26 protein-coding genes are annotated in these 25436 nt (G+C 56.4%); 10 read left to right on the forward strand and 16 right to left on the reverse strand.

Translation table 11 applies throughout. The features are described 5' to 3' along the window. Positions 1 to 42: 42 nt before the first annotated feature. Together ASU33_RS07405 and ASU33_RS07410 are read right to left on the reverse strand one after the other, a co-directional pair. A complete protein-coding gene (locus tag ASU33_RS07405) occupies positions 43 to 1563 on the reverse strand; it encodes an ABC transporter permease family protein (protein ID WP_149867094.1) in 1521 nt (506 codons plus the stop codon). A gap of 277 nt (positions 1564 to 1840) precedes the next feature. Next, positions 1841 to 3349, reverse strand: coding sequence for a S8 family serine peptidase (locus tag ASU33_RS07410; protein ID WP_286130432.1), 1509 nt, complete (start codon positions 3347 to 3349; stop codon positions 1841 to 1843). Between the two features lie 456 nt (positions 3350 to 3805). Here ASU33_RS07410 and ASU33_RS07415 point away from each other — a divergent pair, with 456 nt between their 5' ends. Next, positions 3806 to 4144 (forward strand): hypothetical protein, encoded by a 339-nt coding sequence (locus tag ASU33_RS07415; RefSeq protein ID WP_059069774.1) that lies wholly within the window; start codon positions 3806 to 3808, stop codon positions 4142 to 4144. Between the two features lie 164 nt (positions 4145 to 4308). On the opposite strand, the gene ASU33_RS07420 is transcribed toward ASU33_RS07415, so the two are convergent. From ASU33_RS07420 to ASU33_RS07425, 3 genes are all read right to left on the reverse strand, one after another. Then, a complete protein-coding gene (locus ASU33_RS07420) occupies positions 4309 to 5508 on the reverse strand; it encodes a serine hydrolase domain-containing protein (RefSeq protein WP_059069776.1) in 1200 nt (399 codons plus the stop codon). A 196-nt stretch (positions 5509 to 5704) separates the two neighbouring features. Beyond that, on the reverse strand, positions 5705 to 6007 hold the full coding sequence (locus tag ASU33_RS21225) for a hypothetical protein (RefSeq protein ID WP_149867095.1): 303 nt from the start codon (positions 6005 to 6007) through the stop codon (positions 5705 to 5707). Positions 6008 to 6034: 27 nt separating this feature from the next. Continuing rightward, entirely contained in the window at positions 6035 to 6643 is a 609-nt protein-coding gene (locus ASU33_RS07425) for a hypothetical protein (protein WP_149867096.1), read from the reverse strand. On the opposite strand from ASU33_RS07425, the gene abc-f reads away from it, so the two are divergent. Next, positions 6633 to 8570, forward strand: coding sequence for a ribosomal protection-like ABC-F family protein (abc-f, locus tag ASU33_RS07430; RefSeq protein WP_059069780.1), 1938 nt, complete (start codon positions 6633 to 6635; stop codon positions 8568 to 8570). The genes ASU33_RS07425 and abc-f overlap by 11 nt on opposite strands. 348 nt (positions 8571 to 8918) lie before the next feature. Then, positions 8919 to 10295: a type IX secretion system plug protein gene (locus ASU33_RS07435; RefSeq protein WP_078062955.1), complete on the forward strand. Its 1377-nt coding sequence runs from the start codon at positions 8919 to 8921 to the stop codon at positions 10293 to 10295. Between the two features lie 207 nt (positions 10296 to 10502). Here ASU33_RS07435 and ASU33_RS07440 read toward each other — a convergent pair whose 3' ends face one another. After that, positions 10503 to 11051 carry a hypothetical protein gene (locus ASU33_RS07440; protein ID WP_059069784.1) on the reverse strand — a complete coding sequence of 183 codons (549 nt, stop codon included), beginning with the start codon at positions 11049 to 11051 and terminating at the stop codon, positions 10503 to 10505. A 210-nt stretch (positions 11052 to 11261) separates the two neighbouring features. On the opposite strand from ASU33_RS07440, the gene ASU33_RS07445 reads away from it, so the two are divergent. Continuing rightward, the gene (locus ASU33_RS07445; RefSeq protein WP_059069786.1) at positions 11262 to 12707 is read left to right on the forward strand and encodes a M48 family metalloprotease; all 1446 of its coding nucleotides are present in this window, start codon (positions 11262 to 11264) and stop codon (positions 12705 to 12707) included. A gap of 24 nt (positions 12708 to 12731) precedes the next feature. Here the strand turns inward: ASU33_RS07445 and ASU33_RS07450 are convergent, their stop codons facing one another. The 4 genes from ASU33_RS07450 to ASU33_RS07465 form a co-directional block, all read right to left on the reverse strand. Beyond that, on the reverse strand, positions 12732 to 13184 hold the full coding sequence (locus ASU33_RS07450) for a hypothetical protein (RefSeq protein WP_149867097.1): 453 nt from the start codon (positions 13182 to 13184) through the stop codon (positions 12732 to 12734). Between the two features lie 240 nt (positions 13185 to 13424). Beyond that, positions 13425 to 14525 carry a redox-regulated ATPase YchF gene (ychF, locus tag ASU33_RS07455; RefSeq protein WP_059069790.1) on the reverse strand — a complete coding sequence of 367 codons (1101 nt, stop codon included), beginning with the start codon at positions 14523 to 14525 and terminating at the stop codon, positions 13425 to 13427. Positions 14526 to 14675: 150 nt separating this feature from the next. Next, positions 14676 to 15236 (reverse strand): YdcF family protein, encoded by a 561-nt coding sequence (locus ASU33_RS07460; protein ID WP_149867098.1) that lies wholly within the window; start codon positions 15234 to 15236, stop codon positions 14676 to 14678. Positions 15237 to 15340: 104 nt separating this feature from the next. Continuing rightward, positions 15341 to 15688 (reverse strand): DUF3276 family protein, encoded by a 348-nt coding sequence (locus tag ASU33_RS07465; RefSeq protein ID WP_059069793.1) that lies wholly within the window; start codon positions 15686 to 15688, stop codon positions 15341 to 15343. A gap of 261 nt (positions 15689 to 15949) precedes the next feature. Here ASU33_RS07465 and ASU33_RS07470 point away from each other — a divergent pair, with 261 nt between their 5' ends. Continuing rightward, positions 15950 to 16873 carry a DUF58 domain-containing protein gene (locus tag ASU33_RS07470; RefSeq protein WP_059069795.1) on the forward strand — a complete coding sequence of 308 codons (924 nt, stop codon included), beginning with the start codon at positions 15950 to 15952 and terminating at the stop codon, positions 16871 to 16873. Between the two features lie 18 nt (positions 16874 to 16891). Then, positions 16892 to 17080 (forward strand): hypothetical protein, encoded by a 189-nt coding sequence (locus ASU33_RS07475; RefSeq protein WP_059069797.1) that lies wholly within the window; start codon positions 16892 to 16894, stop codon positions 17078 to 17080. 21 nt (positions 17081 to 17101) lie between these two features. On the opposite strand, the gene ASU33_RS07480 is transcribed toward ASU33_RS07475, so the two are convergent. Genes ASU33_RS07480 through ASU33_RS07490 form a run of 3 tightly spaced genes read right to left on the reverse strand, consistent with a single transcriptional unit; the run spans position 17102 to position 19725 of the window. Further along, positions 17102 to 17716 (reverse strand): DNA-3-methyladenine glycosylase family protein, encoded by a 615-nt coding sequence (locus ASU33_RS07480; RefSeq protein WP_286130433.1) that lies wholly within the window; start codon positions 17714 to 17716, stop codon positions 17102 to 17104. Between the two features lie 53 nt (positions 17717 to 17769). After that, positions 17770 to 18423 carry a metallophosphoesterase gene (locus ASU33_RS07485; RefSeq protein WP_059069802.1) on the reverse strand — a complete coding sequence of 218 codons (654 nt, stop codon included), beginning with the start codon at positions 18421 to 18423 and terminating at the stop codon, positions 17770 to 17772. A gap of 54 nt (positions 18424 to 18477) precedes the next feature. After that, positions 18478 to 19725 carry a serine hydrolase domain-containing protein gene (locus ASU33_RS07490; RefSeq protein WP_078062956.1) on the reverse strand — a complete coding sequence of 416 codons (1248 nt, stop codon included), beginning with the start codon at positions 19723 to 19725 and terminating at the stop codon, positions 18478 to 18480. Between the two features lie 308 nt (positions 19726 to 20033). On the opposite strand from ASU33_RS07490, the gene nhaA reads away from it, so the two are divergent. Continuing rightward, positions 20034 to 21212, forward strand: a complete 1179-nt coding sequence (gene nhaA / locus ASU33_RS07495; RefSeq protein ID WP_078062957.1) for a Na+/H+ antiporter NhaA — start codon at positions 20034 to 20036, stop codon at positions 21210 to 21212. A 73-nt stretch (positions 21213 to 21285) separates the two neighbouring features. Here nhaA and ASU33_RS07500 read toward each other — a convergent pair whose 3' ends face one another. Continuing rightward, entirely contained in the window at positions 21286 to 22311 is a 1026-nt protein-coding gene (locus ASU33_RS07500; protein WP_059069806.1) for a threonine aldolase family protein, read from the reverse strand. A gap of 225 nt (positions 22312 to 22536) precedes the next feature. Here ASU33_RS07500 and ASU33_RS21585 point away from each other — a divergent pair, with 225 nt between their 5' ends. Further along, the gene (locus tag ASU33_RS21585) at positions 22537 to 22695 is read left to right on the forward strand and encodes a hypothetical protein (RefSeq protein WP_173664832.1); all 159 of its coding nucleotides are present in this window, start codon (positions 22537 to 22539) and stop codon (positions 22693 to 22695) included. A 212-nt stretch (positions 22696 to 22907) separates the two neighbouring features. On the opposite strand, the gene ASU33_RS07505 is transcribed toward ASU33_RS21585, so the two are convergent. Then, positions 22908 to 23402, reverse strand: a complete 495-nt coding sequence (locus ASU33_RS07505) for a metallophosphoesterase family protein (RefSeq protein WP_059069808.1) — start codon at positions 23400 to 23402, stop codon at positions 22908 to 22910. Positions 23403 to 23650: 248 nt separating this feature from the next. Here ASU33_RS07505 and ASU33_RS07510 point away from each other — a divergent pair, with 248 nt between their 5' ends. Continuing rightward, positions 23651 to 24343, forward strand: coding sequence for an NUDIX hydrolase (locus tag ASU33_RS07510; protein WP_059069810.1), 693 nt, complete (start codon positions 23651 to 23653; stop codon positions 24341 to 24343). Between the two features lie 51 nt (positions 24344 to 24394). Beyond that, on the forward strand, positions 24395 to 24883 hold the full coding sequence (locus ASU33_RS07515) for a hypothetical protein (RefSeq protein WP_059069812.1): 489 nt from the start codon (positions 24395 to 24397) through the stop codon (positions 24881 to 24883). Positions 24884 to 24960: 77 nt separating this feature from the next. Here the strand turns inward: ASU33_RS07515 and coaD are convergent, their stop codons facing one another. Further along, entirely contained in the window at positions 24961 to 25428 is a 468-nt protein-coding gene (gene coaD, locus ASU33_RS07520; RefSeq protein ID WP_059069814.1) for a pantetheine-phosphate adenylyltransferase, read from the reverse strand. Positions 25429 to 25436 lie beyond the last annotated feature (8 nt).

A 25436-nucleotide genomic window follows, 5' to 3' on the forward strand; every position in this document is an offset into this window, starting at 1 on the left:
TCGCCATTAACACAAAACGGGGCAGCATTGCCCCGTTTTGTGTTAATGATAAAACCGTTTTTCTTCCTTCGTGATGCGCCAGTAGTGAAGCATTTTGCCTTGCTCCTCGGAGTATTTCGAATCGGTGATGGTTCCCCAGTTCATAATGGAGCAATCGGATTCGAGATGCACCACCTTTTCCTTTGATTGGGCAATTGTTTGCAACGCCGCTACTTCGCAGTTATTCTCGCGTAGGTTGGAGCGGTCGGTGGCAGAATAAAACCACACCAATGCTGCTAAGGCTGCTATGTATGCGTATTTATAACCGTTTGCAAAACGGGAGAGTAGATAAATACTTGTTGTAGAGAATAAATAAATAAAGCACAGCGTGACGGGAATAATAGTATCCCGTCTCAAAATGTACGGGCGAACATCCCGGTAGCCGCCCAGCGGCAGCAGGGCTAAATACAAGGCAGCAAGTGCCAGCAGCCACAGGGCTGTTTTGCGCAGCGCTTTGGCCTTTTCATCCTTGAAGCCAAACGCTACTACAGCCACATTAAACAACGTAGCGAAAAAAAGCAGCGGAAAAGCCCAAGAGCCGCCCAGCATTATCGGAATGCCCAACCAAAGCTTCTCGTACCGTTGAGCTAAGGTGTAAGTAGTTATATTCTCCGAATTGTGCGTGCCGATGTACAGTGAATAGGCACAAACCAGAATCAAGAAACAAAATTGCGCAGTTACACCCCAGGGTAAATTTCTGATTGCGCTCCAGGCCTTGATAACAAACGTTTCGGAAGAGTTGCTGCGTTGGCTGTAGTTGCGTTGCCACAAATACAACAGCATGGCGCCACTCATCAGGCCGGCCACCGCCGGAATGAGCGGTCCGTTCAGAGCCAATACCACTGCAAATGCTGGCAGAATAATGTGCCATATAACTGACACTTGTTTCTGCGCTTGTGCAAAAAAGCGCCGGTAAAAAGGCAGAAAGTATACCAGCAACAGTGCTAACGGCAAGGCGTAGAAGATAGTGTAAGTGATAGACCGATCGATAATGCCTATTTCCTCGTGAAACCCTGCCGTTTGGAAGAAGGGCGTGGCCAACAAGGCCGCTATCAGAAATACTTTTGCCGATAACGAAACCCGCTCGCCAGCATAATAGGCGAGTAAGCTTATCAGTGCCGCCTGAATGATTGTCTTCGCAATGGCACAGGCCATGTAGGTGCTGTAAATAGGATCTACAAACGCTTGCAGCCAGAGCGGCACATTGTGCATGTACTGGTAGAGCGTTGCGAAAGCAAAGTATCGGTTGGGGCTGCTGTAATACTGATTTTGCAACAGAACCTTGAGCCCCAGCGGATCATCCAGGATTAACGTGTACCAAGGCCGCGGCAGCACGTGAGCAACCATGTCGCCATCGTGCGGTACGTTGAGATGCTGAACGTAAGAGTATCCTAGGTCGAGCAGTAACGGGAGGAGCAGCAGCCAATGCGCCGAGCGCAAGAATTGCTGCCAAAGTGAGGCAGTTTTGGCAGCGGGTGCCTCTGAAATAGAACTAGGATTAGCAGAAAGGCTTGGTTCCGACATTCCGAGCGGGAGTACTTGAGATTCTGGGAAAGCCAAACCAACCACTTGCGGCACTGGGGATATAGAAAACCGAAATGGCGCTTGGCTAATGCTGTAGGGCATTGAGTGCGTCTACAAATATCCAACAATGTTGAGGGGATATCCTTGAAGCCCATCATTATTCGTGCAGCAACCCACGCTAGCCGCCGGGGTAGCACCGCCACACGCGAAAAGGGGTGCCCACATCCGCAAGCAGACGTGGGCACCCCTTTTTGTGCAGGCAAGTACTTCTTAAAGCCTACTGCACCTGCGATACGGCTCGCAAAGCATTCAGGCGGCCGTAGCCGTAGTATGGGTCGCGGCCGGGTTTGCCTAGGTCGTCGGCGGAGGCCCGAAGAGCAGCCTCTACCTGCGCCGGAGCCAATTGCCCGCCGTGCTGACCGATGATGAGGGCCGCAACGCCTGCCGCATGCGGGGCCGCCATGCTCGTGCCAGCCGACCAGGTGTACCCGCCGGCGCGGTTGGTGCTCAGTACCATGTCAAACGCCCATACATTCGAGCGGAATCCGCGGAAGTTCACCAGCTCGTTGGTGGGGTAGGCAAAGTCGCCGCCCGGGGCCGCAAAGGAAACATCGGCCGTACCGTAGTTGGTGTAAGAGGCTACCCGGTCGAGGCTGGTGCCGGGGGTGTTGGCCCAGCCCATAGGCCCTGTGGCCGAAATGGATATAACGCCGGGCGAGGTAGCAGGTATGTTTACGAGGTTGCCGTCTTTGTTGCCGTTGTTGGCATCGTTGCCGGCAGCAGCAATTACCGTTACGCCTTGTTGGCGGGCGTAGGTAGTGGCTTTGCCAATAGCAACCAGCAGTTCCTGAATTTCGCGGGTTTCGTTCACGAGCACGTCGTCGGCGGGGTTATCGGGCGTGCCGTTGTCGTCGAGGTAGCGGTTGTTGTGCGGAATGGCCGCCCCCAGGCTCAGGTTAATTACATCGGCCTGCTGCGCCACCGCATAGTAGATGCCATTGATCATCCAGGAGAAGGAGCCTGACCCGTTGTCGTTCAGTACTTTCACCAGTATCAGCTTGGCTTCGGGGGCTACGCCCACCACCCCTAGGTTGTTATCGAGGGCGGCAACGGTGCCAGCCGTATGGGTACCGTGGCTGAAGGCCATTCCCATGAACTGCGCGGGTTCGGTAGGCACAAACGAGCGGCTAGCCACAATGTTGGCTTTCAAATCGGGGTGCTCCAGGTCGAAGCCGCCATCGAGCACGGCCACGCGCACGTTTTGGCCACGGGCTCCTTTGCTCCAGGCCTGTGGCACCTGCAGGGCCTCGAAACCCCACTGCAATGCGTAAAAGGGATTGGTGCTACCTAGGGCAGCGCCGCCAGCTGCGGCAGCGGTGGCCGCGTCGGCATCGAGCGTACGCGGTTGGGGGTTGTAGCCTTGGTAACTGAAATCGTGGATAACGGAGCGTACGCCCGCTATTTTGGAGGCTTTGCTGGCAAAATCGGGGTCGGATGAAGTAGCCGTTGCCAACCCTATTTCGTTGAGCTGCGCCGTGAGCTGGCCGTTAGCCGAAGTCGTCTTGCTTTCCAGGTCGGCGGGCAGCTTATCGGTTGCTGAGATGATGATGTATTGATGGGCCCGCCGTACAAATGCGGCCGAGCCCGAAGCTGCAGAAGCGTTATTGACTTGTTCGGCTGCAGTGGAGCTGGCGGGATTTACATCCTGCTTGTTGCAACCAACGGTAAACAGCAGACCTAGGAAGGCCGAAGAAATAGCAGTGAAGTTGAATAGGTTGTTTTTCATGCTCAGAGGCTTGGAGTTTGTATACCCCAAGTGAGGCATTTGTCTAATTATATCAAAACAGTACAATCAACTAGTTATAAAATCACAATAATGTTTTACTATATAGTAGCTCATCTCTTTTAACGATTTGAAGACCGATGTAGCCGCTGAGCATGAATCGACGGTATTGTTAAGGCTTATTCCTGTCGGGCTTATTATGGGCCTTTTGTTAAAATACAATTGCCCAATTAAGGTTATGTTGCTGATACATAAAATGAAACATCAGCAGTAAGCAGGTTGGGTAGCCAAAGCCAACGTGCAGACCAGTCGTAACAGCGCGCTTTCTACACCGCGGCAGAGCGACAATAGGGGCCAAGCTATCGACCAGCTCGTCAATTGACCGTATAAGGAACTGCCAGTAGCGTGGCCCGCCCCGCGGGCGCTCTGGAACCCTATTCATTACCAACCTCCGGCCTTATGCCTACCACACCCAACTTCCCGCACCAGCCCAACGACGAAGCTCCACGCAAGCCCGGTACTGACGCCCGCGTAAACGACGGCTCGAACGATAACCCCGATGAGTTCAGCGAATTCCGCAAGTCCGGCTCGTCGCCCACCGAAGATTACTCCCGCGAAAGCCGCCAGGCCGACCCTGCTCAGCAACCCGGCCACGCGGAGCAAAACCAAAACCCCGAAGCCGTGCGGGCTGCCCAAGACAGTTCGTACGACGAGCAGCGCGAAGCTTGGGCCGATGATGACCCGCGCTACGGCAGCGGCCCCCGGCCAGTGCCTACCGACGGGCAACCAAACGAGTAGCTAGTTGCCTAGCATACCTGGATAGTAAGTAAAAAGGCCGCGTTCCTCCGGTGAGGAACGCGGCCTTTCGTGGTTTTTACAGCAGTAGCACAATCCTGCTAATGGGCTAAACTCTTAAAGAGTAAGGCTAGGGGCTATCAATCTGGCGTCAGGTGCGGCTTGGCCTAACGCGCAGCACCCGGGCGAGCCAGGTAGTAGGGTGTGTAGCCTTGCCACGCAGTAGGGGTAAACTCATCGGCAATGGTAAGCCGCAGTAGGCTGCGGAAGGCACTTTCGGCATTGTCGCTGTTGCTCATCAGTAACACCCCAATGCCGCGCTCAGGAAACAGAATGGAGTAGTGCTGAAACCCATCGCCGTGGCCTTCCTTAAAGGCGCCAACCCCATGCGGGGAGTGCAGCAAGCCCCAACCCAACCCGTAGGCCAGCTGTAAGTGGTCGTAAGCGGTGGTATCGCGGCGAGCCAGCGGCCCCATTTGCTGCACCGAATGAATGGTAATTTGGGGGCGTAGCAGCTCGGCCCAGGATTCCGGCCGCAGCAAGCGCCGTTGCAGCACGGCTTCGAGAAACCGGGTATAGTCGGCAGGTGTGGTTTCGAGGGTGCTGGCGCTGCGGGGTTCGTTGTCCTTGTCTTTGGGTAGCACCTTGCCGGCCGCATCGTGGCCGTGGCAGTAATGCGCCTCAAAACGCGGTTGCCACTGGTAGCTGGAGGTGCTCATACCTAGGGGGCCAAATACCTTCTCTTGCATCAGCTCCTCCAATGAGCGGCCCAGCTTGTGCTCGAGCACCACTTGCAGGTACACCAGGCCCTCGCCCGAATAGCTGTAGCGGGCGCCCGGTTGCCGGTGTACCCGTAGTTGCTCGTCGGGCTCATCCCAGCGCCAGTTAGCCATGCCCGTGGTGTGGCTGAGGCACATTCGAGCCGTAATGCGTTGGTAAAGCGTATCGTGGCGTAACGCGCTGTAATCGTCGTGCCAGCGGGTGCGGGGCTTGTACTCGTATATGGGCCGGGGTAGGTACTTCTGCAGGGGTTCGTCGAGGCTAAGCTGGCCTTCTTCCACCAACTTGAGCACGAGCACCGCAAAAACGGCTTTGCTGAGCGAGGCCCCGTAAAACTCCGTGTCGAAGCGCAGCGGCTCTCCGGTTTCGGCGTTTCGTACCCCAAACGCCTGTTGGTATACCGCCCGACCATCGTTAAACACAGCTACTGCCAGCCCCGCCACCCGAGCCGAATCAACTACCTGCTGGATGCGCTGGGTTAGCTCGGTAGTGCGAATGCGCGAGCCGTTAAGCCGGGTAATGTGCCCCGAAGAGTTGCAGGCACTTAGCAGTAGAGTAATGAGCAATAGTCGGGATAACACATTCATAATACGGTTATTGAGGAGGCCAATGAATGTAGCGATTATCACAGCGTTTCCCCGAAGCTGGCGCGAGTTTAGCGCAACGTAACTCGTGACCAGTCATGACGTGAAACTCGGCCCCACTGCCGCTGTTAGCGGCGCGCGATTTGGAGACCATTCTATTCAAACGCGTTGGTCGTTTTGATGAGGAGAGGCGACAGAACTAAGTTTCAGACGATGCTTCTTTTAAATCTGTAGCTTCTACTATTTCAATATTTTCTTCTATGTCACATTCACAGGTCAAAACTTGCCAACCACACTTGGGACATTGTTCTTGGTCACATCTAAAGGTGTGATACATACCTTCCTTTACCCCACAATCTCCACATGTATCCTTAGGGATTAAAGCACCGGATATAAAAATTTCTTCTTCACCGAAAGGAATGCGATTAAATTCTTTGCTTTCTATTTTGTATCCGTTTAAGAACTGAGCTTCTATTATTGATGATGGATGCTTTCTATCCATTTCTTCACCATGATATATAACAAATTGTTAATTAAATTTACTTAAAAGCTCAGCTTCAAGATACCATAGTTCTTGATCAATTATGTTCTGTAAATCAGAATTAATGTGCTTTCTGTAGAAGAAATGAATAAATTCGAATAATTTGCAATATATAGACTCTGCTTGTTTTTCATTTAAATTGTATTCGTAGTGAACTATATTATTACGAAATTTTATTGCTCTGATTATGATTTGTTTTTCTTTAATATCAATATTGACAGAATCAAGTGCAATTAATCTATCTAATCCTTGTTGTAATGATACAGTGTTTTTGGGGTTGTCAATATTTTCATACACTAAAATTTTGTGATGAGATGCTAGTAAGTGTTTGATTAATAGTTCTAGTCCTTGTATAAGATGAAGAATTGCGAAGGGCCATTTATTAGGCTTGTCTCTAGCTCTCTCAACATCATAAATTGACTCTTCTATAAAATTGCTAGCATTTTCTAAAAGGTCAAATTTTCGTTCAAATACATCCATTTTTTGCTGAGTATTGATAGTTCGAAGTTGGCTGCTTAAGTGAGGTAAGCCTAAGGTAATAGCCAAACGCCGTACCTTTGCAGTTCCTGCGCTGCAAGGTACTTCCATGATTTCCATCTCCGACCTCGACTTTCACTTTGGTGCCCGTACGCTTTACGACGGTGCCAACCTGCACATCAAGCCCAAAGACAAAATCGGCCTTATCGGGCTGAACGGCCAGGGCAAATCAACGCTGCTGCGCCTATTGGTGGGGGAGTACCGCCCCGATGGCGGCTCCATCTCGATGAGCAAAGACGTAACGCTGGGCTTCCTGAACCAGGATTTGCTTAGCTACGACTCGCACGAGCCCATTCTGGTAGTGGCTATGCAAGCGTTCGAAGAAGCCCTAGGTCTGCAGAAGAAGATCGACGAGGTGCTGCTGGAATTTGAAAACAACTACACCGACGACCTCGTGGATAAGCTGGCTGCCTTGCAGGAGCGTTTCGAGGCCCTAGGTGGCTACACCATGCAGGCCCGCACCGAAGAGATTCTGGAAGGCCTGGGCTTTACCACCGAGGAGCTGCAGAAGCCGCTGAAGCTGTTTTCGGGTGGCTGGCGCATGCGCGTGATGTTGGCTAAGATCCTTTTGCAGGAACCCTCGCTGCTGCTGCTCGACGAACCAACCAACCACTTGGACTTGCCCTCCATTAAGTGGATTGAGAATTACCTGGCCGACTACGAAGGCGCGGTTATCATCGTGTCGCACGACCGCGAATTCCTCGACAACACCACCAACATGACGGTGGAAGTTACGGGCGGCAAGCTGGTGCCTTACGCGGGCAACTATTCTTTCTATATGGAGGAAAAAGCTCTGCGCGACGAGATTCAACAAGGGGCATTCGACAACCAGCAGGCCGCTATCCGGCAGGCCGAGCGCTTTATCGAGCGTTTTAAGGCCAAGGCGTCCAAGGCTAAGCAAGCCCAGAGCCGCCAAAAGATGCTCGACAAAATGGAGCGCATCGACTCGGTAGCGCCCGAGGCAGCCAAAGTGAACTTCTCGTTCCGCTTCTCGGTGCAGCCCGGCCGCCACATCCTGCGCATGGAGCACGTCACGAAGAAGTACGGCGAGAAGCTGATCTTCCGCGATACCAACGTGCACATCGAGCGTGGCGACAAAATTGCGCTGATTGGGGCCAACGGCAAGGGTAAATCGACGCTGATGCGCATGGTGTCGGGCTCGGAGGGGCCAACCTCGGGCACGCACCAGCTGGGTCACAACGTGATTATGGCCTTTTACGCCCAGCACCAGCTGGAAAGCCTGAACGTGGACAACGAGGTGCTGCAGGAGATGGTGCAGGCCGGTTCCAAGCGCACCGAAATGGAATTGCGCTCGGTGCTGGGCTCGTTCCTGTTCACCGGCGACTCGGTTTTCAAGAAGATCAAGGTACTTAGCGGGGGCGAAAAAAGCCGCGTGGCCCTGGCCAAAACGCTGATTTCGGAAGCTAACTTCCTGCTGCTCGACGAACCCACCAACCACCTGGATATGCAGTCGGTGGGCATCCTGATTCAGGCGTTGGAGCAGTTCGAGGGCACTTTCCTGGTCATCAGCCACGACCGTTACTTCGTGGAGAACGTGGCCACCAAAATCTGGTACATCGAGGATTACCAGCTGAAGGAATACCCCGGCACCTACCACGAATACGAGCAGTGGCAGGAGGAGCGCGCCAAGGAGGCCAAGAAGCTTGGCCTAAGTGCCCCGGCTGCCCCCAAGGCCAAGCCGGTGGAGGTGAAGAAAGAGCTTAGCCAGTCGGAGCGCGAAACTGCTCAGCGCGAGTTGAAGCAGGTAAGCAAGCAGCTACAAGAGGTGGAAGCCCGCGTAAGCAAGCTGGAGCATGAGCTGGCCGGCTACGAAAAGCAGCTCGCCGACCCCAACATCTACAACAACGCCGCGCAGCTGAAAGACGCCACGGTGAAGTTTGAGCAGGTGAAGAAGGAACTGGGCAAAGTAAACGACCAGTGGAGCGAGTTGGCCGAAAAAGTTGAAGACCTAGAAGGTAAGCTGTAAGACGGCTAAAGCTAGGAAGGAGGGAGCCAGCGCCTAGGTGCTGGCTCCTTCTTTTTTGTATCTAATCCTTTAAGCTAGGGCTAAGAAGCTAGTTCCCCTCCTCAGATGAGGAGGGGCTAGGGGTGGTTGAAAAGCTAGAGTTACAGACTAGATATAAAGGTCGTTCAAGCGTCAAGGTCAACCACCCCTAGCCCCTCCTCATCTGAGGAGGGGAACTAGCTTCTTGGCCCTAGCTTTATAAAGTGACTGTTTATTTACAGCACAAATAATTCAGCTTTTCAGCCTTTCAACAGTTGAGAAGAGAATCGAGCATTTAGCCCTAGTTTTGGCCGAATCGTACTTGCTAGTATGCTCCGTAGCTCCGCCTCTATTTTACTGTTACTTGCCGCCACTGCCTGCGTGCCCCTGGGTACGCCCATCACCGACCCCAACGCCGGCCGCCCCGGGCAGGGTAGCGCCGTGCAGGCACCTAGGGCCAATCAGCAGCTGCGCTTCGAGGATGCCATTTACGACCCCGACGTGCTGAGCGTGCAGTGCTACGCCGCCACGGGGCAGCCCACCGAAATTTTCAGCCCGCCGGTGGTGCCGCTGTCGGCCAGTGGCAGCATGGTGCTGGAGTTCGATATTTTGGGCAGCCAGAGCCGCCGCCTCACCGCGCGCCTTGTGCACTGCAATGCCGACTGGACGCCCTCCGTCCTCACGGATCTGCAGTTCCTTAACGAAATCAACGAATTCAACCTCATGCAGTACCGCACCTCGGTGGGTACGCAGGTGCCGTATTTTCACTACCGCTTGCCTGTTCCGGCGGTTAAGCTGTCGGGCAATTTCCTGCTGGTAGTGCAAGATGGCACCACCCGGCAGCCGGTGTTGTCGCGGCGTTTGTTGGTGTTCGATAACCTGGTAGAAGTGGGGGCGCAGCTGGGCTTGGCGCCCGGCGGCAACGCCCGCTACACCATGCAGCAAATTGACTTCGTTATCCGCTACGGCAACTACCCCCTCGTGAACCCGGCCGTGGAAACCAAGGTGGTGATGCGTCAGAACTTCCGCTGGGACAACGCCAAGTACAACCTGCGGCCCACGTTTGTGCGCGATGCCGAGCAACAGCTCGATTACCAGTACTTCAACTTCGAGAATGCCTTTCCGGCGTTCAACGAGTTTCGGTTTGCCGATTTGCGCTCCTTGCGCACCATGGGGGTAGGCGTAGCTCAGCTCAACATCCAATCCTCGCCGCGCGAGGTACTGCTACTGCCCGAAGAAAGCCGCGCCGAGCGGGCCTACACCCAGTACGAGGACGCCGACGGGCAGCGCGTGTTCGAGAGCCGCGAATACGGCAACGGCGCCACCAACGCCGATTACGTCTGGACGACCTTTCAGCTGCGCGCCCCCAGCGTAGCGCCTGGCCCCGTGTACGTGTTCGGCGCCCTCACCGATTGGAAGCTCAAGGAGGACTTCAAGCTAACCTACAACGCCGCCCAGCAGCTTTACACCGGCCGCGCGCTGCTCAAGCAGGGCTACTACAACTACTACTTTGTGGTGGGCCAGCCCGGCGCCGTGCCCGATGCAGGCTACTTTGAGGGCAGCTACCAACTCACCCAAAACCAGTACGATATTCTGGTGTATTACCGCCCGCCCGGCACCCGCACCGATTTGCTTGTTGGTTACCGCCCGCTGGTAGTAAACGGCGCCCAAGTGCGCACCTCGCAGCCCAGCCCTTTCCGCCGCTGATCGGCCGCGCACCCAGGCTGTGCCTGGAAAGGATGAAACGGGTCATGCTTCATCTGGCGTCCGTTTGCCGAAGCATCTCTGCCGCTTCGCTGGATAGAAGGTTACTATCAGGAGAGATGCTTTGGCTGCGCCTCTGCATGACGTTCAGTTACCACCTAGGGCACAGCAGCAGCAGGGGCAACCCTAGGATGGAGTAATTAAGCCCATTCACTCGGAGGCCTGCCCCAGGGCGCGCTGCGTGTCGCGCACTACCGTGGCCCAGGTTTGCTGCATCAGCTCGGCATCTACGCCGGTGCGCTCCACGTACTGTTGCTGGTATTGTTGCAGGCGGTTGTGCAGGGCCCGCGCCCGCGCCTGAAAGCCTGCAAAGTCGGCTACCAGCTGCCCTTTGTGCTCGGGCTGCAGCAGCCGCTGGGCATGTACCTTGAAATACGTGTCGGCCAGGTATTCGCGCAACATTAAAACTTGCTGCAGCTCGTCGCGGTCGGCATCGGCTAGCTGATAAGCCATTTGCGTTTCGATGGCCAAAATACCGGCGGGCTTCGCGGCTGCGGCGTACTCCTCAAACAAAGCTGTGTATTGCTCCGGCGTTTCGGGCTTCACCTGAAACAGCTTATCAAAGATGAGCATGTTGGCCAGCTGCTGCTCCACGGCTTGGCCGAAGTACACGGCCAGCCCGAAGTGCGCGTATACTTCCTTGGTTTGCTCTTCGGGGCTGAGCTGCTGAAAATGATCGAGGATGGGCTGAATGTTCATAACGATTGTGGAGCAGCCTGCAAGTACGGCAAAAAGCAATTGGCCCGGTATTGGCAAATGCCCGGGTACCTAGGGCCATCTTGCTGCTGGCGGAATACCCCGGCGTAGGCCAACGGTTGTACTACTCGTAACCTTAGCCTGCATCTGAACCGTTGCAGGCATAGTTGCTCTCGTAACAACTTTCCCACCCCGACACTTCTTACCATTCATATGCATACCAACTTGCTCCGCCGACTCCGGCCTTTGGCCCTGCTTGGCCTGCTGCTCCCGCTGGCTGGCTCTACCAGTCCTGCCTTTTACGCACCAGCTAACCGTGCGCCCGTGCAAGGGGCGCAGCCCGATCCGCAGGTAGTTGCCATGTTTGGCCTGCTCGACAACGCCAAGCTGCAGAGCTACATCGACGAGAAAGGCCTGCAAATGGGGCGTATTTCCGACCGCCCCGCCGATGTAAAAGGCTTCACCATCGTCGATTCGCCCATCATCAACGCCTTCGCCACCCCCGATGGCCACGTGTACTTTACGCGCGGCATTATGGCGCACTTCAACAACGAAGCGCAGTTTGCCGGTGTGCTGGGCCACGAAATTGGCCACATTACGGCGCGCCACGGCCAGAAGCAGCAAACCCGCTCCACCATTGCCAACGGGGCGCTTATCCTGGGTTCTATCTTGTCGCGGCGCGTGGCCTCGCTGGCGCAGCCCTTGTCGCAGGTGGCGGGCCTGGGGCTGCTGAAGTACGGCCGCGACGACGAAAACGAATCCGACCAGCTCGGGGTGAAGTACTCCAGCAAAATCGGCTACGACCCGGCTTCCATGGCCGATTTCTTCCTGACCTTGCAACGCACCGAGCAAAGCAGCGGCGCTGCCACGGTGCCCACGTTCTTGTCGTCGCACCCGAACTCGGCCGACCGCTACCAGAACGTGAAAAAAATGGCCGTGCAAGCCGAGCAGCAAGCCGGCCGCCAGCTGGCCGTAAACCGCGACCAGTACCTACGCATGATCGACGGCCTGGCCTACGGCGACGACCCGCGCCAGGGCTACGTAGAATCCGGCGCCTTTTACCACCCCGAGCTGAAGTTTCAATTTCCGGTGCCGCAGGGCTGGAAAACCCAAAACTCGCCGCAGCAATTTCAGATGGCTGAGCCCAATGGCCAGGCCGTGCAAGTGCTGCTGCTAGCCCCCGGCAACTCCCTCGACCAAGCCGCCCAAGCCTTAGCTGAGCAGCTAAAGCTGCAAAATGCCCAGGCTTCACGCACCACCATCAACAGCTTCCCGGCTATTGCCGTGCAAGGCGACCAAATCGGCCAGAACCAGCAGGGCCAACAGGGCATTACGGCGCGTACGCTGTCCTATCTTATTCAGGATGGCCAAACCATTTATGCCCTGGTGGGCATGAGCGCACCCAGCACCTTCAGCTCCTATGGCCCCACGTTCCAGCGCGTGGCCCAAGGTTTCCGCCGCCTCACCGATGCCAACAAAATCAACCGCCAGCCCGAGCGCGTGCGCATCAAAACCGCCAAAGCCGGCCAAACCCTAGCTTCGGCGCTGGCGGCCAACGGCGTACCTAGCAGGCGCTACGAAGAAATGGCTATTTTGAATGGCATGAAAACCACCGATAAGATGACGGCTGGGCAGCTGTTTAAGGTGGTCGGCAAGTAACTCTGACGGCCATACTTCAAAGGGCTAGGCTTCGAGTTTGTCAAGGCTTAGCCCTTTTATGTGTCTTTCAATTTCTGCTGGCTCAAACAAGATCCACACGTCGTCGCCGATCGGTAAGCGTGGCACGAAATCATCTTCAGCGTACCAGTTGGCGATGCCCACTTGGTGCTCGCCGAACGTCAGTACTACCAAATGCGGCTCGTTGAAATACGTTACCGACTTCTTGCCCTCAGTTCCTTCTTCAAACCACGTTTCTTCCTTGAGCCCGTATACGGAGAATGTGGTTAAGCACTGGCTTAGGCAACGCTGCCAGTATGCTGAACTGGGTTCGTAACGCTCGAGAGCCTGGCAAAAGGACTCGTGTGATATGCCTAGGCTGTAACTCATCCAGCCTTCTACGTTGGTCCAACTGAAATACAACCTAGGCCCCGCCTTCAAAGGAAAGCTCCAGTTGAAGGGCAATGATGTCGGTGCCATGTTGATTGTTAATAAGGTCGTGTTCCGGATAAATGTCGTGGTAGCACACGGCCTGCAGCTTACGGCCACAGGCTGAATTTAGTGGCTTGATAATATGCTGATTTAGTGATTCCTCCATCATATGTTGGTGCGAAGACCGAACAGAAAACGCCCCGGCCGAATTCCGGCCGGGGCGTTGAAGTTACTATTCAGCGAGATGCTTCGGCTTCGCCTCTGCATGACCAGCTAGAATAATCCTGATTACACGTTGAAGCGGAAGTGCATGATGTCGCCGTCCTGCACCACGTATTCCTTGCCTTCCACAGCCATTTTGCCGGCTTCTTTGATCTTGGCTTCCGAGCGGTACTGCTCGTAGTCGGCCAGCTTGATTACCTCGGCGCGGATGAAGCCTTTCTCGAAATCAGAGTGGATGACGCCGGCTGCGGCCGGGGCTTTGTCGCCGCGGTGGATGGTCCAGGCGCGTACTTCCTTCACACCGGCGGTGAAGTAGGTAATCAGGTTCAGGATGTCGTACGAAGCGCGGATGAGCTTATCCAGGCCCGACTCCGTGAGGCCGTACTCACCCAGGAACATAGCTTTTTCCTCGGGGTCGTCCATTTCGGCAATCTGCGATTCGATGGCGGCCGAAATCACCACTACCTGGGCGTTTTCGTTGGCAATATGGGCGCGCAGGGCATCTACGTACTTGTTGCCGCCGGCTGGGATGCTAGCTTCGTCAACGTTGGCAGCGTAGATAACCGGCTTGATGGTGAGCAGCTGCAGGTCTTCAACGGCCGCCAGTTCTTCTTCCGAAGCATCGAGCGAGCGGGCGTTGTTGCCAGCCTCCAGGTGCGCCTTGAAGCGTTGCAGCGCGGCAACCTCTTTCTTCGCTACGGCGTCGCCGCTCTTGGCCGAGCGCTCCGACTTCTGCAGCTTCTTGTCGATGCTTTCGAGGTCTTTCAGCTGCAGCTCTGTGTCGATTACGTCTTTGTCGAACACGGGGTCGACGCCGCCGGCTACGTGCACGATGTTGGGGTCGTCGAAGCAGCGCACTACGTGGATGATGGCATCAACCTCGCGGATGTTGGCCAAGAACTTGTTGCCGAGGCCTTCGCCCTTGGAGGCGCCTTTTACGAGGCCGGCAATGTCGACGAACTCCACGATGGTGGGCACCACGCGCTCGGGCTTCACAATCTCCTCCAGCACTTGCAGGCGCGCATCGGGCACGGTTACCACGCCCACGTTGGGCTCGATGGTGCAGAAGGGGTAGTTGGCCGACTCGGCCTTGGCGTTCGACAACGCGTTGAACAGGGTAGACTTACCTACGTTAGGCAGCCCGACAATACCGCAGCGAAGACCCATGTCTTTCTATAATTCTGAATGTTGAGTTCTGAGTGCTGAACTAGACCTAGGGCCTAATGCGGGGGCAAAGGTACGAAGCACCGACGGGGTTAGCACAGATGAAACAGAAGTGGGCCGAATGCTAGGCTCCTCTCCGTTGTGTTTAGCCGCTTAGTTGAACGCGTAGCGGTAATACGCCGGAATTTCGCGCAAGAGGCTGTACATATCCCGAAGCTCGAAATAGTCTGCGTGTGCTCCGTATACCTGATGGTTGCCTTGTTGCTTTAGGAGCATTTTGGTGCGGGTAATATGGTAGAATTGCGACACAACTAGCACCGAGCCCAATTGCTGGCGTTGCGCCACAGCAGCAAAGTTTTGGGCCGTAGCCCGCGTGGTGTTTCCTAGGTTATCCTCGATGATGGCATCGGCAGGGACGCCAGCAGCTTCGAGATAAGCAGCCATAGCCCGGCCTTCGTAATGGCCCTCTTTGCCGAGCCCACCGCTCACCATCACAACGGGAGCCAGCTTTTGCCGATACAACTCCAAGCCTTTGTCGAGCCGCGCCTGCAAGCGAGCCGACAGCGTGCCATTGGGATTAACTGTGTTGCCTAGGATCAGGATGCAATCGGCCGGTTGCGGATTGTCGTCGAGGCCATCCAAAGTGGTGAGGATAGCGTGAGATACGAACCAGAAAACCAGGAATTGAGCAAAGAGGCGTAGGGCCGGTTTCATAATCACACTGCGTATAAACTGGCTACTGCAAAAGCAACAACGCGCCACCACCTAGGCCGGAGCCGCGGCGGAAGCGCGTTGCGTAAGAAGGGGTGCCGTAAAGCTTAGTAATTGTCGGGCGTATAGGCAGGGCCGTCGTAGCGGTTAGGATCCTCGAAAGCAGGGCGGGGGCGGTCGAGCTCGGCCACTTCCTCAGGCGTGAGCAGCTCTTGGCGCACGTAGTCGATGGCATCTTGCAGCGCATCAGCAAATTTCAAGAAGTCCTCTTTGTACAGAAAAATCTTGTGTTTCTCGTAGGAGAAAGTGTCGTCGTCGCGGAGGCGGCGCTTGCTTTCGGTAATCGTCAGGTAATAGTCCTGACCGCGCGTTGCCTTCACGTCGAAGAAATACGTGCGCTTGCCGGCTTTAATGCGCTGGGAATAAATCTCGTCCTGTTCGTAGCGGTCTTCCACGGGGTCCAGCTTAAAGATGAAGAAATGGAAACTTGATTGGGTTATTCTGAGAAGATTGAAAAATCTCCGGCTAAAGCTACCGGTTAGGCGTGGTATATGAAAATTTATTGCAAAAAATAGTGTCTAGCTAAGTTTGGGTCCAATTTATTGACGTAAGCCTGGCACATTTCCGCGGTAGCTCGGCCGTCGGGGGCACTTGCCCGGCAACTTGCGCGTTACTTTCGCAGTCTGTATTGGTGCACACCTGCCTTATCCGTTGCCATGCCTCCCCAGCCACTCGACCTAGCCGCCGTCCGCTCGTTTGAAAACCTGGAGTTTTTGGCGCGTCAGCTGGTCGATGGTTTTATCACGGGCTTGCACCAGTCGCCGTACCACGGCTTTTCGGTGGAGTTTTCGGAGCACCGCCTCTACAACCCCGGCGAAAGCACCCGCCACCTCGATTGGAAAGTGCTGGCCCGCACCGATAAGCTTTTTGTGAAGCGCTACGAGGAGGAAACCAACCTGCGCTGCCACATTCTGCTCGACGTGTCGTCGTCGATGTACTACCCGCGGCCGAGCAACGACAAGCTGCACTTTTCGGTGCTGTGCGCCGCGGCGCTGGCCACGCTCCTGCAAAAGCAGCGCGACGCGGTAGGGCTCGTCACGTTTTCCGACAAAGTGGAGATACAAACGCCCGTGCGCTCTACCAGCACGCACCGCCACACCTTATTGCTGCAGCTGCAGCAGCTAATGGAGCGGCAGGCACCCACCGAGCGCGGCGGCACCGAGGTGGCCAGGGTAATTCACCAGATTGCGCAGCAAATCCCCAAACGCTCGCTTGTCATCATCTTTTCGGATATGCTCGGGCGCAGCCAGCAAAAGCAAGCCGACACGCTGGCCGCCTTGCAGCACTTGCGCCACCAGCACCACGAGGTGCTGCTGTTTCACGTGATGGACCGCGCCACCGAAGCCGATTTCGATTTTGCCGAACGCCCCTACGTGTTTGAGGACGTTGAAACCGGAGAGCGGGTAAAGCTGAGCCCGGCGCAGGTGCGCGAGCAGTACCGCGCCGCTATGCAGCAGTTTACGCAGGAGCTGGCCGAGCGCTGCGGCCAGTATCGCATCGATTTTGTACCCGTCGATATTCGCGAACCATTCGACCGGGTGCTGTACGCTTACCTGGTAAAGCGCGGCAAAGTGCGCTAGCCAGTTTCCTCTTTTGAAATGATTGACTTCCCGTTACTGATTATCTGCGTTGTTCTCACGTTTTTCAGCGCGCTCATCACCACGTACATAGCCCAGGGCAGGCCGTTTTGGCGCTGGTTTATCATTGGCATGCTGCTGCCCTACGTGAGCATTTTCATTGCCATGATCGTGGCATACCTCGATCAGAAAAAAGAAAAACAGGCGTAGAAGTAGCGTTGCTGCCTAACGCTAAGGCTTAGGCTCGTTGTCCAAAGACTGCCACAGGTACTTGCATGCTACTGAGCGGTAAGGGCGCCACGGTTCGGCCAATTCTGTCATGCGGCGCAGTAGCGCGCGGCCGGCTTCCTCGAGTTGGTAGTGGCGGCGCATGGCGTTCTGAATTCCTAGGTCACCTTCGGCGAAAACATCGGGCTGGTCGAGGGCGAACATCTGCAGCATTTGGGCCGTCCAGCGGCCTACACCTTTTATTTGGATGAGGTGCTGAGTAAAGGCGTCCTCATCAAGCTGCGAAAGGTGGGCATGGTCGAGCTGACCTTGCAGGGCAAACTCGGCAATAGCCCGCAGGTAACCGGCTTTTTGCTTCGAAATGCCCACGGCACGCAGCTCGTCGTCGGAGAGGTGTACCAGCACGTTGGGCTCGGGGTAGCCGTCGGGCTTAAACAGGCTTTCGAGCTTGCGCCAGATGGCAGCGGCGGCTTTGGTCGAGATCTGCTGGCTCACAACTGCCTTCAATAAGGCTAGGTACAGGTCTTCGTGCGCTGAGGGCTTAATAGGGCGGCCTTGTGCAATGAGGGCGGCCAAGATGGGGTCGGCTTGGCTGAGGTGCTGTAGGGCAGCGGCCATTTCGAAGGAGGTGGGAGCGGGCATTTACAGTTAATTATCAGCAGGATAGGAGCCTAGTCGATATCGTGCGCAATGGTAGGCACCGAAAAATGCTCCAGGATTTCGCCCGTAGGAGCAAGGCGCACGCCCGTAAGGCATGACCCAGTGTAAGCCCCAGTATCGATGTAGAGTGCATCGTGAGCTGTATCGTGGTAATAGCGGCCGTTGTCGGTGGGGGTGTGGCCTAGCACTTGCCGCTTGCCTAGGTGCCGCAAGGGGCCGCGGCGCCACAGGATGCCATCAGTATTATCAGGGTCGAAGGGGTCGGCGGTATCAGCAATGCCGGCGTGGCTTACTACCACGTGGGCATTCTCCCAAGCCATGGGGCGCTGGGTTATCCAAGCCAGGTGCTCGCGCAGCAAGTCGTCGCGGCCGTTGTATTGCGCCACGGTGCTTTTGCCGCCCCAACTCAGCCAGTTTTTATTGGGCCCATCGGGGCCGTAGTGAATGAGCATTTCGTACTCGTGGTTGCCGAGCAAAAAGGCCGTGCGGCCGGGGTGCTGCGCTTCCAGCTCGCGGGCCAGCTGCACGCACTCGGGGCTGTAGCGGCCCCGGTCTACCAAGTCGCCAACTTGGATGAGCAGCTCTTCGGCTGGCTTCCAATGCCGCAGCAAGGCCTCGAAGGTGTGGTAGCAGCCGTGCACATCTCCAACTACAAACAAATTCATGCGGGGCGGGTGCTTGGGGCTAATGGTTGAAGCCTGCGGAATACGGCAGCGAAGTTACTTGCCAAGGCTTTTCAGCACTCTTTGGATAAGGCCGTCCATGGCTTTGTCCTCGATCCAGCGGGCAACAATCACGAGGTCGTTTTCCTGATCCACGTACACGATGTTGGCACCGGCTCCTAGGTGAGCAAAGGCCGTAGCAGGCGCACTGGGGTACAGCTTGCGGTCGGTGTTCAGGAAGTAGTTCATGAAGCCGTAGGTGGGCTGCGCGGGTGTTGGAGTGCGGGCCAGTTTCAGCCACCCAGGGGCAATCAGCTGCTTGCCGTTCCACTGGCCACCGCGCAATGTGAGGTAACCGAAACGGGCTTGATCGAGCGCCGAGATAAACAGGCCACCGCCCCAATGCGAACCGCCACTTACGGCCTGCATGGGCACGCCGTCCATCACCACCCAGGAGTTTTCGTAGCCCGTCCAGCGCCACGAGCTGGAAGCGCCGATGGGGTCCATGATGCGCTCTTTGAGCACCTGCGGCAGCGGGCGGCGCCACACATTCATGATGGCCAAGGCCAGCACGTTCACGCGGGTGTCGTTGTACTTATATACCGAGCCCGGAGCGTTGCGCGGCCGCGTGCGCCATTCGGTGGCGGGGCCCTGCGGGCGGTCGGCCCAATCGGGTTTGCCCCACAGCGTGCCTTCCCAGTCGGAAGTTTGGCGCAGCAGGTGGTCCCAATTAATGAGGCGGTTGTGCTCGGTATCGAACAACTCAATTACATCCTGCTGGCCCAGCTCGTCGGCTTTGTTAGCCGGGGTGTTCCAGGGGTTGAAGGTAATGATGGGCGCCATGTAGGGCGCTACTTTGTCGTCGAGGCTGCGAATGAGGCCATGCTGGTGGGCTAGGCCCACCATCGTCGAAACAAAGCTTTTGGCTACGCTGAAGGTGAGGTCGACGCGCTGCGGCTCGCCCCATTGCGCCACGATGTAACCGTTTTTGATGATGAGCCCGGTGGGGGCGCCGCGCTCCTTCATGGGCCCGATGGGGTAGCCGAAAGGCTCGCGCCCGAAGGCGCTCTGGTAGTGCGCATCACGCAGGTCGCGCGGGGCTTTGCTTTCGTTGGCAATGGCGTACTGCACGGCCTCTTGCAGCGCGGCGGGGTTCATGCCCATGGCTTCGGGCCGGCGTTGCTCCCAATTGCTGGCGGGCGGAAAGTAGGCTTTGGTTTTACGCTGCGCCTGCGCTTGGCCTAGGTGCACGAGGCAAAGCAGCAGCAACAGCAACGAGCGGGCAGAGGGGGTGGAGCTAGGCATAATGACAAACCTAGTGTTTTCAGGCGCTTCGGCGGCGGTGTATGCCAAAGATTACAAACCCGCCAAAAGCCGCTCAGAACAACATTATGCAAGCTATTGCCCCACTAATAGACCCTTAAATTGCAAATCGGAAAGATACTTTTTGTAGAGTATGCTTAAAATTTGAGCCGTAATTTTGCTTTGTTTTCGTAGCAGCAATAGTGCTGGAGCCGTAAGCAATGAATAGCCAACCGGCCGACGCATAATGTGCCAATTTTGCCAGCATCCGGGCTTGTGCGCCCGGTTCGTGGCTCGAGTTTATTTGTTCTATGCCCCTCCGACGCATCATCAGCCCCATTCGCGAACTCTCGGAGAGCGGAAAACTTGCCGGCTTACTACTGTTGCTAGCCACCGTGGTATCGTTGGTGCTAAGCAACACGACGGCCGGCCCTGGCTACCTAGCATTCTGGGAAACCCACGTTGGCTACGGCCCGCTCGATAAATCCGTGTCGCACTGGATCAACGACGGGCTCATGGCCATCTTCTTTTTTTTGGTTGGCCTCGAAATCAAGCGCGAGGTGCTCTACGGCGAGCTGGCTGAACCGCGGCAGGCCTTGCTGCCAGCCCTTGCGGCCATCGGAGGTGTGTTGTTTCCGGCTATTATACACTTGGCGTTTACGCGTGGCACCCCGGCCGCATCGGGCTGGGCCATTCCTACGGCTACCGATATTGCCTTTTCCCTAGGTATTCTGTCGTTGTTGGGCGATAGGGTGCCATTTGGGCTGCGGGTTTTCCTCACGGCGCTGGCTATCATCGACGACCTGCTGGCTGTTATCATCATCGCGGCGTTTTATACCAGCGGCATACACACCGGCTTTTTGCTGGGGGCAGTCGCCATTTTCGCTGTGTTGGTAATGCTCAACCGCTTTAAGGTGAAGCCGCTTGGAGTATATATGCTGCTGGGCTTGGGGCTGTGGTTTTGCGTGCTGAAATCGGGCGTACACGCCACCATTGCAGGTGTGTTGCTGGCCCTAAGCATCCCTACCGATCGGCTCGAAGACCTGGAGCACGCCTTGCAAAAGCCCGTCAATTACCTGATTCTGCCGCTGTTTGCTTTGTGCAATACGGCCATTGTGCTTTCGGCTGATATCGTGCCTGAGCTGTTCTCGGGTTTGGCCCTAGGTGTTGGGCTGGGGCTGCTAGTTGGCAAGCCGCTGGGCATTGTGGGCGTAACGTGGCTGGTGGTGCGCATGGGGCAGGGCCAACTGCCTACCAACGTCGACTGGCGCCGGTTTATCGGGTTGGGCTTTACGGCGGGCATCGGTTTTACCATGGCCATTTTCATTGCCACGCTCTCGTACCAAAACCCAGCCGCTGTTGATTTGGCCAAGCTGGCTGTGCTTATTGGGTCGGCAGTTTCAGCCATTATCGGCATGACCATTCTGGCGCCAGGGCAGCTTGAGGAAGAACCCATCGACACAGTAGAGTTTCAGGAAAAAGCCAGTTAGGGTATTCGCCCCAACAAACAAGGCCCCGCAACACTGGTTGCGGGGCCTTGTTTGTTGGGGCGGCTCTTTGCATTTAGGCGTACTGCGGTACAGCGCGCAAAGCTTCGAGCACGCGTTCAATGCCAGCGTCGTCCACATCGAGGTGGGTTACGAAGCGCACCATCTGCGGACCAAAGGCCGAGGCTTTAACGCCGAACTCGCCTAGGTGAGCCAGGAACTGGTCTTCGGTAAGACCCTCGCGCAGTCGGAAAATGACCAGGTTGGTTTCGGCCGGCAATACATACTCGACGTACGGCGCCTGCTCCAGCGCTTCGGCCAACTGGCGGGCGCGGCGGTGGTCGTCGGCAAGGCGCTCCACGTGGTTTTCGAGGGCGTAGAGACCAGCTGCGGCTAAATACCCGGCTTGGCGCCAGCCGCCGCCCATGGCTTTCCGAATGCGCTTGCACTTACGAATAAACTCCTGCGTGCCCACCAGCACCGAGCCCACGGGCGTACCCAGGCCTTTGCTCAGGCAAATCGAAATCGAGTCGAACAGCTGGCCGTAGTCTTCGCTGCGCTGGCCAGTGGCTACCAAAGCGTTGAAGATGCGGGCCCCATCGAGATGCAGCGGAATGCTTTTGCTTTGGGCTAGCTCGGCAATTTCTTCGAGGGCCTGCCAGCTGTAGCAGCTGCCGCCGCCGCGGTTGTGGGTGTTTTCGAGGCTGATGAGGCTGGTATTGGGGTAATGCACGTTTTCCGAGCGAATGGCCGCTGCCACTTGCGCGGCCGTAAGCCGGCCCCGGTCGCCGGGCAGCAGCGCCACCGAGGCACCCGAGTGAAAGGCAATGCCGCCCACTTCCCAGAGGTAGATATGCGAGGTTTGCTCGCACACCACCTCCGACATCGGCTGCGTGTGTGCTTTGATGGCAATTTGGTTGGTCATGGTGCCGGAGGGGCAGAACAAGCCGGCCTCCATGCCGAAGCGGCTGGCACATTCGTTTTCCAGCTCCCGCACGGTGGGGTCCTCTTCGTACACGTCGTCGCCTACCTGCGCGCAGAACATGGCCTCTAGCATGGCAGGGGTAGGGCGGGTAATGGTATCGGAGCGTAAATCAATCATGGTTATTGAGGTAGAAGCACCTAGGGTGCTGTTACGGTTGCTGATGAGCTAGCCAGGCCGCTTGGCTTGGCCATTTGTGGATACCAAACTACAGCCCGGGCGCGAACTTGCTGCTATATTTGCCGCCCGAATTGGCAACAATCACTGGGCGAGGAGCAAAACGTGTCGAACTTTTGCTTACCTTTGCCCCCTCATTCTGCAGAATAGACTCAAACCGACCGCGTCATGACCGTTACTCGTCTTAAGCGTAAGCACCGCAAGAACATCGCCCGCGCCAACAACAAGGTGCAGGAAATTAAAGATCTGCTCCGCACGCCCGTTCTGAAGAACGTGGACATCGAGGAGCTGAAGGCTAGCTTCAAAAAGAACGAAGCTGCTGCCTAAGTTTTAAGCCGCGGCTTCCTCCGCGGGAAGCCGAAACGGCATCCCGGCCGGTCGGCTGGTAATAGCAAAAAGCGCCTTGCGTGGCCACGCAAGGCGCTTTTGTTTTTTGTGTAGCGCGGGCTGAAGCCCGCGTTTGCTAGAGCGATAAGTATTAAACGGAGTCTGAGGATTACGCTCACGCCAACGCGGGCTGAAGCCCGCGCTACAGCGTACTATACCCGCGGGCCGAGCTCCACTGCCTGCAACTGCTCCACTTTGCCATTCTCAACTTGGAATTTGAGCAGGGTGCGCACTTTGTGAAAGCCGTGCTTGCCGGCCGCGCCCGGGTTGAGGTGCAGTAAGCCCAACTGGCGGTCGGGCATGACGCGCAAAATGTGCGAGTGGCCGCAGATGAACAGCCCTGGCCGCTCTTGCTGCAGCAGCGGGCGGGCCGGTGGCGCGTAGCGGCCCGGGTAGCCGCCAATATGGGTGATGAGCACCTTTAGGCCATTCACCTCAAAAATCTGGTGCTCGGGGCAGCGCAGACGAATGGTACGGTCGTCGATGTTGCCGTACACGGCGCGCAGGGGCGCTACTGCCTGCAACTCGTCAAGAACTTTCTCGTGGCCTACGTCGCCGGCGTGCCATATCTCGTCGCAGCCTTGCAGGTGGTGCAAAATGCGGTCGTCGAGGTAGGTGTGGGTATCGGAGAGCAGGCCGATTTGCATGGCGGTAGCGTTGAGGTTGCAGGTGCAAAGTACGCGCGCAACAAACCTAGGGTGCCACAATGAAGTGAATATTCGGGGAGCGTGTTACCTTTCTCGCTCATAACCGTATTCCGCCTAATTGGCCGTCACACCCGGCTACTTCAGCTGGCCTTTAGCACCCACGCACCTTTCGTAATACCGAAATTAATGCTGTGTTTTGCAGCCTGCCAGACGACCATCTGCTCCCATTTTCCTTCCGACTTGCCGCGATGAACGTTTTCATCAACGACATCCCAATAATCATTAAGAAGACCTCCGAAAAGGTCTACAAGCACCGCTACGACCTCATCCTGGGGCCCGAAGACGAGTTCATCTCGAAGGACCTGGTGGGTGATGTGCTGGTGCGCGACGTTACGCCGGCTTTTATCGACCGCATGCTGCGCCTGATGGAGGTAAAAAAGCTCAAGAAGCTTACCTCGCTCACGCTCATGACGAAAAAGAAAAAAGCCCTCATCCTGCACCTCAAAGACCAGTTTAAGATTGCGAAAGCCGCTGGTGGCTTGGTGGTGAAAGAGGGATTGGTGTTGATGATCTACCGCTTGGGCAAATGGGATTTGCCCAAGGGCAAGCTCAAGAAAGACGAAGACCCCGCCGAAGGCGCACTACGCGAAGTGGAGGAGGAGTGCAACATTAAGGTTTCGTTGGGCGACAAGCTGCCCAGCACGTGGCACTCTTACGCCTACAACGGCAACAAGATTCTAAAGAAGACCAACTGGTACATAATGCAGTGCCTCGATGATACATTGATGAAGCCGCAGGCCGAAGAATACATCGAAGAAGTGCGCTGGATGCAGCCCCAGGAGGCGCTTAAAGCCCTCGATGAGTCATACGCCTCCATTTCGTTGGTGGTGCGCCACTACTTAAGTGAGGTGGCTGGTGCTGCTACCGTCAGTAACAAGTAGCGTAAGCTTGCCGGGGCGGCCGCATTGGCCCCGGATTCCTGCGTGTAGCGTATGCGTTTGAACCGATCGTGCCTGCTGTTGCTAGTACTGCTGGCTTGCGCGGGTATTGCTTGTACCCGCACTACTCCTGCCGTCGAAGTTGATGCCTTACCGCCCAACCGGGCCAAGCGTGCGGCACCTCCAGTACTTAATGTACCGGATCTGGTAGGCCGCAACATTGACGAGGTGCGCAAAGCCCTTGGCAAGCCGCGCGAAACCCAAGCGTTGCCACTGGCTGCCGAACCTACTGCCGTGCAGTTGCGCACAAGCCAAGCCGAGGAGTGGACGAATACCTTCGACTACCAAGGCGCCACCATCGTAGCCACCTTCAATGCCCACACCCGCAAAGTGCGCGATTTGGTGCTGCTTGGTACCAACGAAGACGAGCTAATGCGCCGCGGCAACCTCGATCTGGTAGGCGACACTTACTTGGTGCTGCCTGTGCCGAGCCCCGCCGAACCGTCGAAAATTATGGGAATCCGGGTGCTAGCCCGCAAGTAACTTGGTCCCGTAAACCCCGAACGCGGAACACCCTAGGGTGCTTCCGCGTTCGGGGTTTGCTAAGGGTTGCTGAGCACCTAGGGCTGTGGGGCCGGAGGCATCTGAAATGGCACGAAGTCATCGACGTTGCCGCCAAAGCGGTGAATCTCGCGGATGATGGTGCTGCTGATGGCGGCCAGAGCAGGGGAGGTAATCAGGAAAACGGTTTCTAGCTCGGGGTTTACGTGGCGGTTTGCTTGCGCAATGGTGTTTTCATACTCGAAATCGGTGGTATTGCGCAGGCCGCGCAGCAGAAACCGTGCACCCGTTTCGCGCGCAAAATCGGCCGTAAGGCCTTTGTACGCCTGCACCGAAACACGCGGCTCGTCGCGAAACACCTCGTTTATGATATCAACCGTGTGCTCAACGGACAGGTAACGCGTTTTGCTGCTGTTGTTGCCGATGGCAACGATGATGTGGTCGAATAGCTCGGTGCCGCGGCGTACCACATCGAGGTGGCCGTTGGTAAACGGGTCGAACGAGCCGGGAAATAAGGCAATGCGCATGCGCTAGG

Origin of the sequence: Solirubrum puertoriconensis (genome assembly GCF_001483135.1) — a bacterium.
Lineage (GTDB): Bacteria > Bacteroidota > Bacteroidia > Cytophagales > Hymenobacteraceae > Solirubrum > Solirubrum puertoriconensis.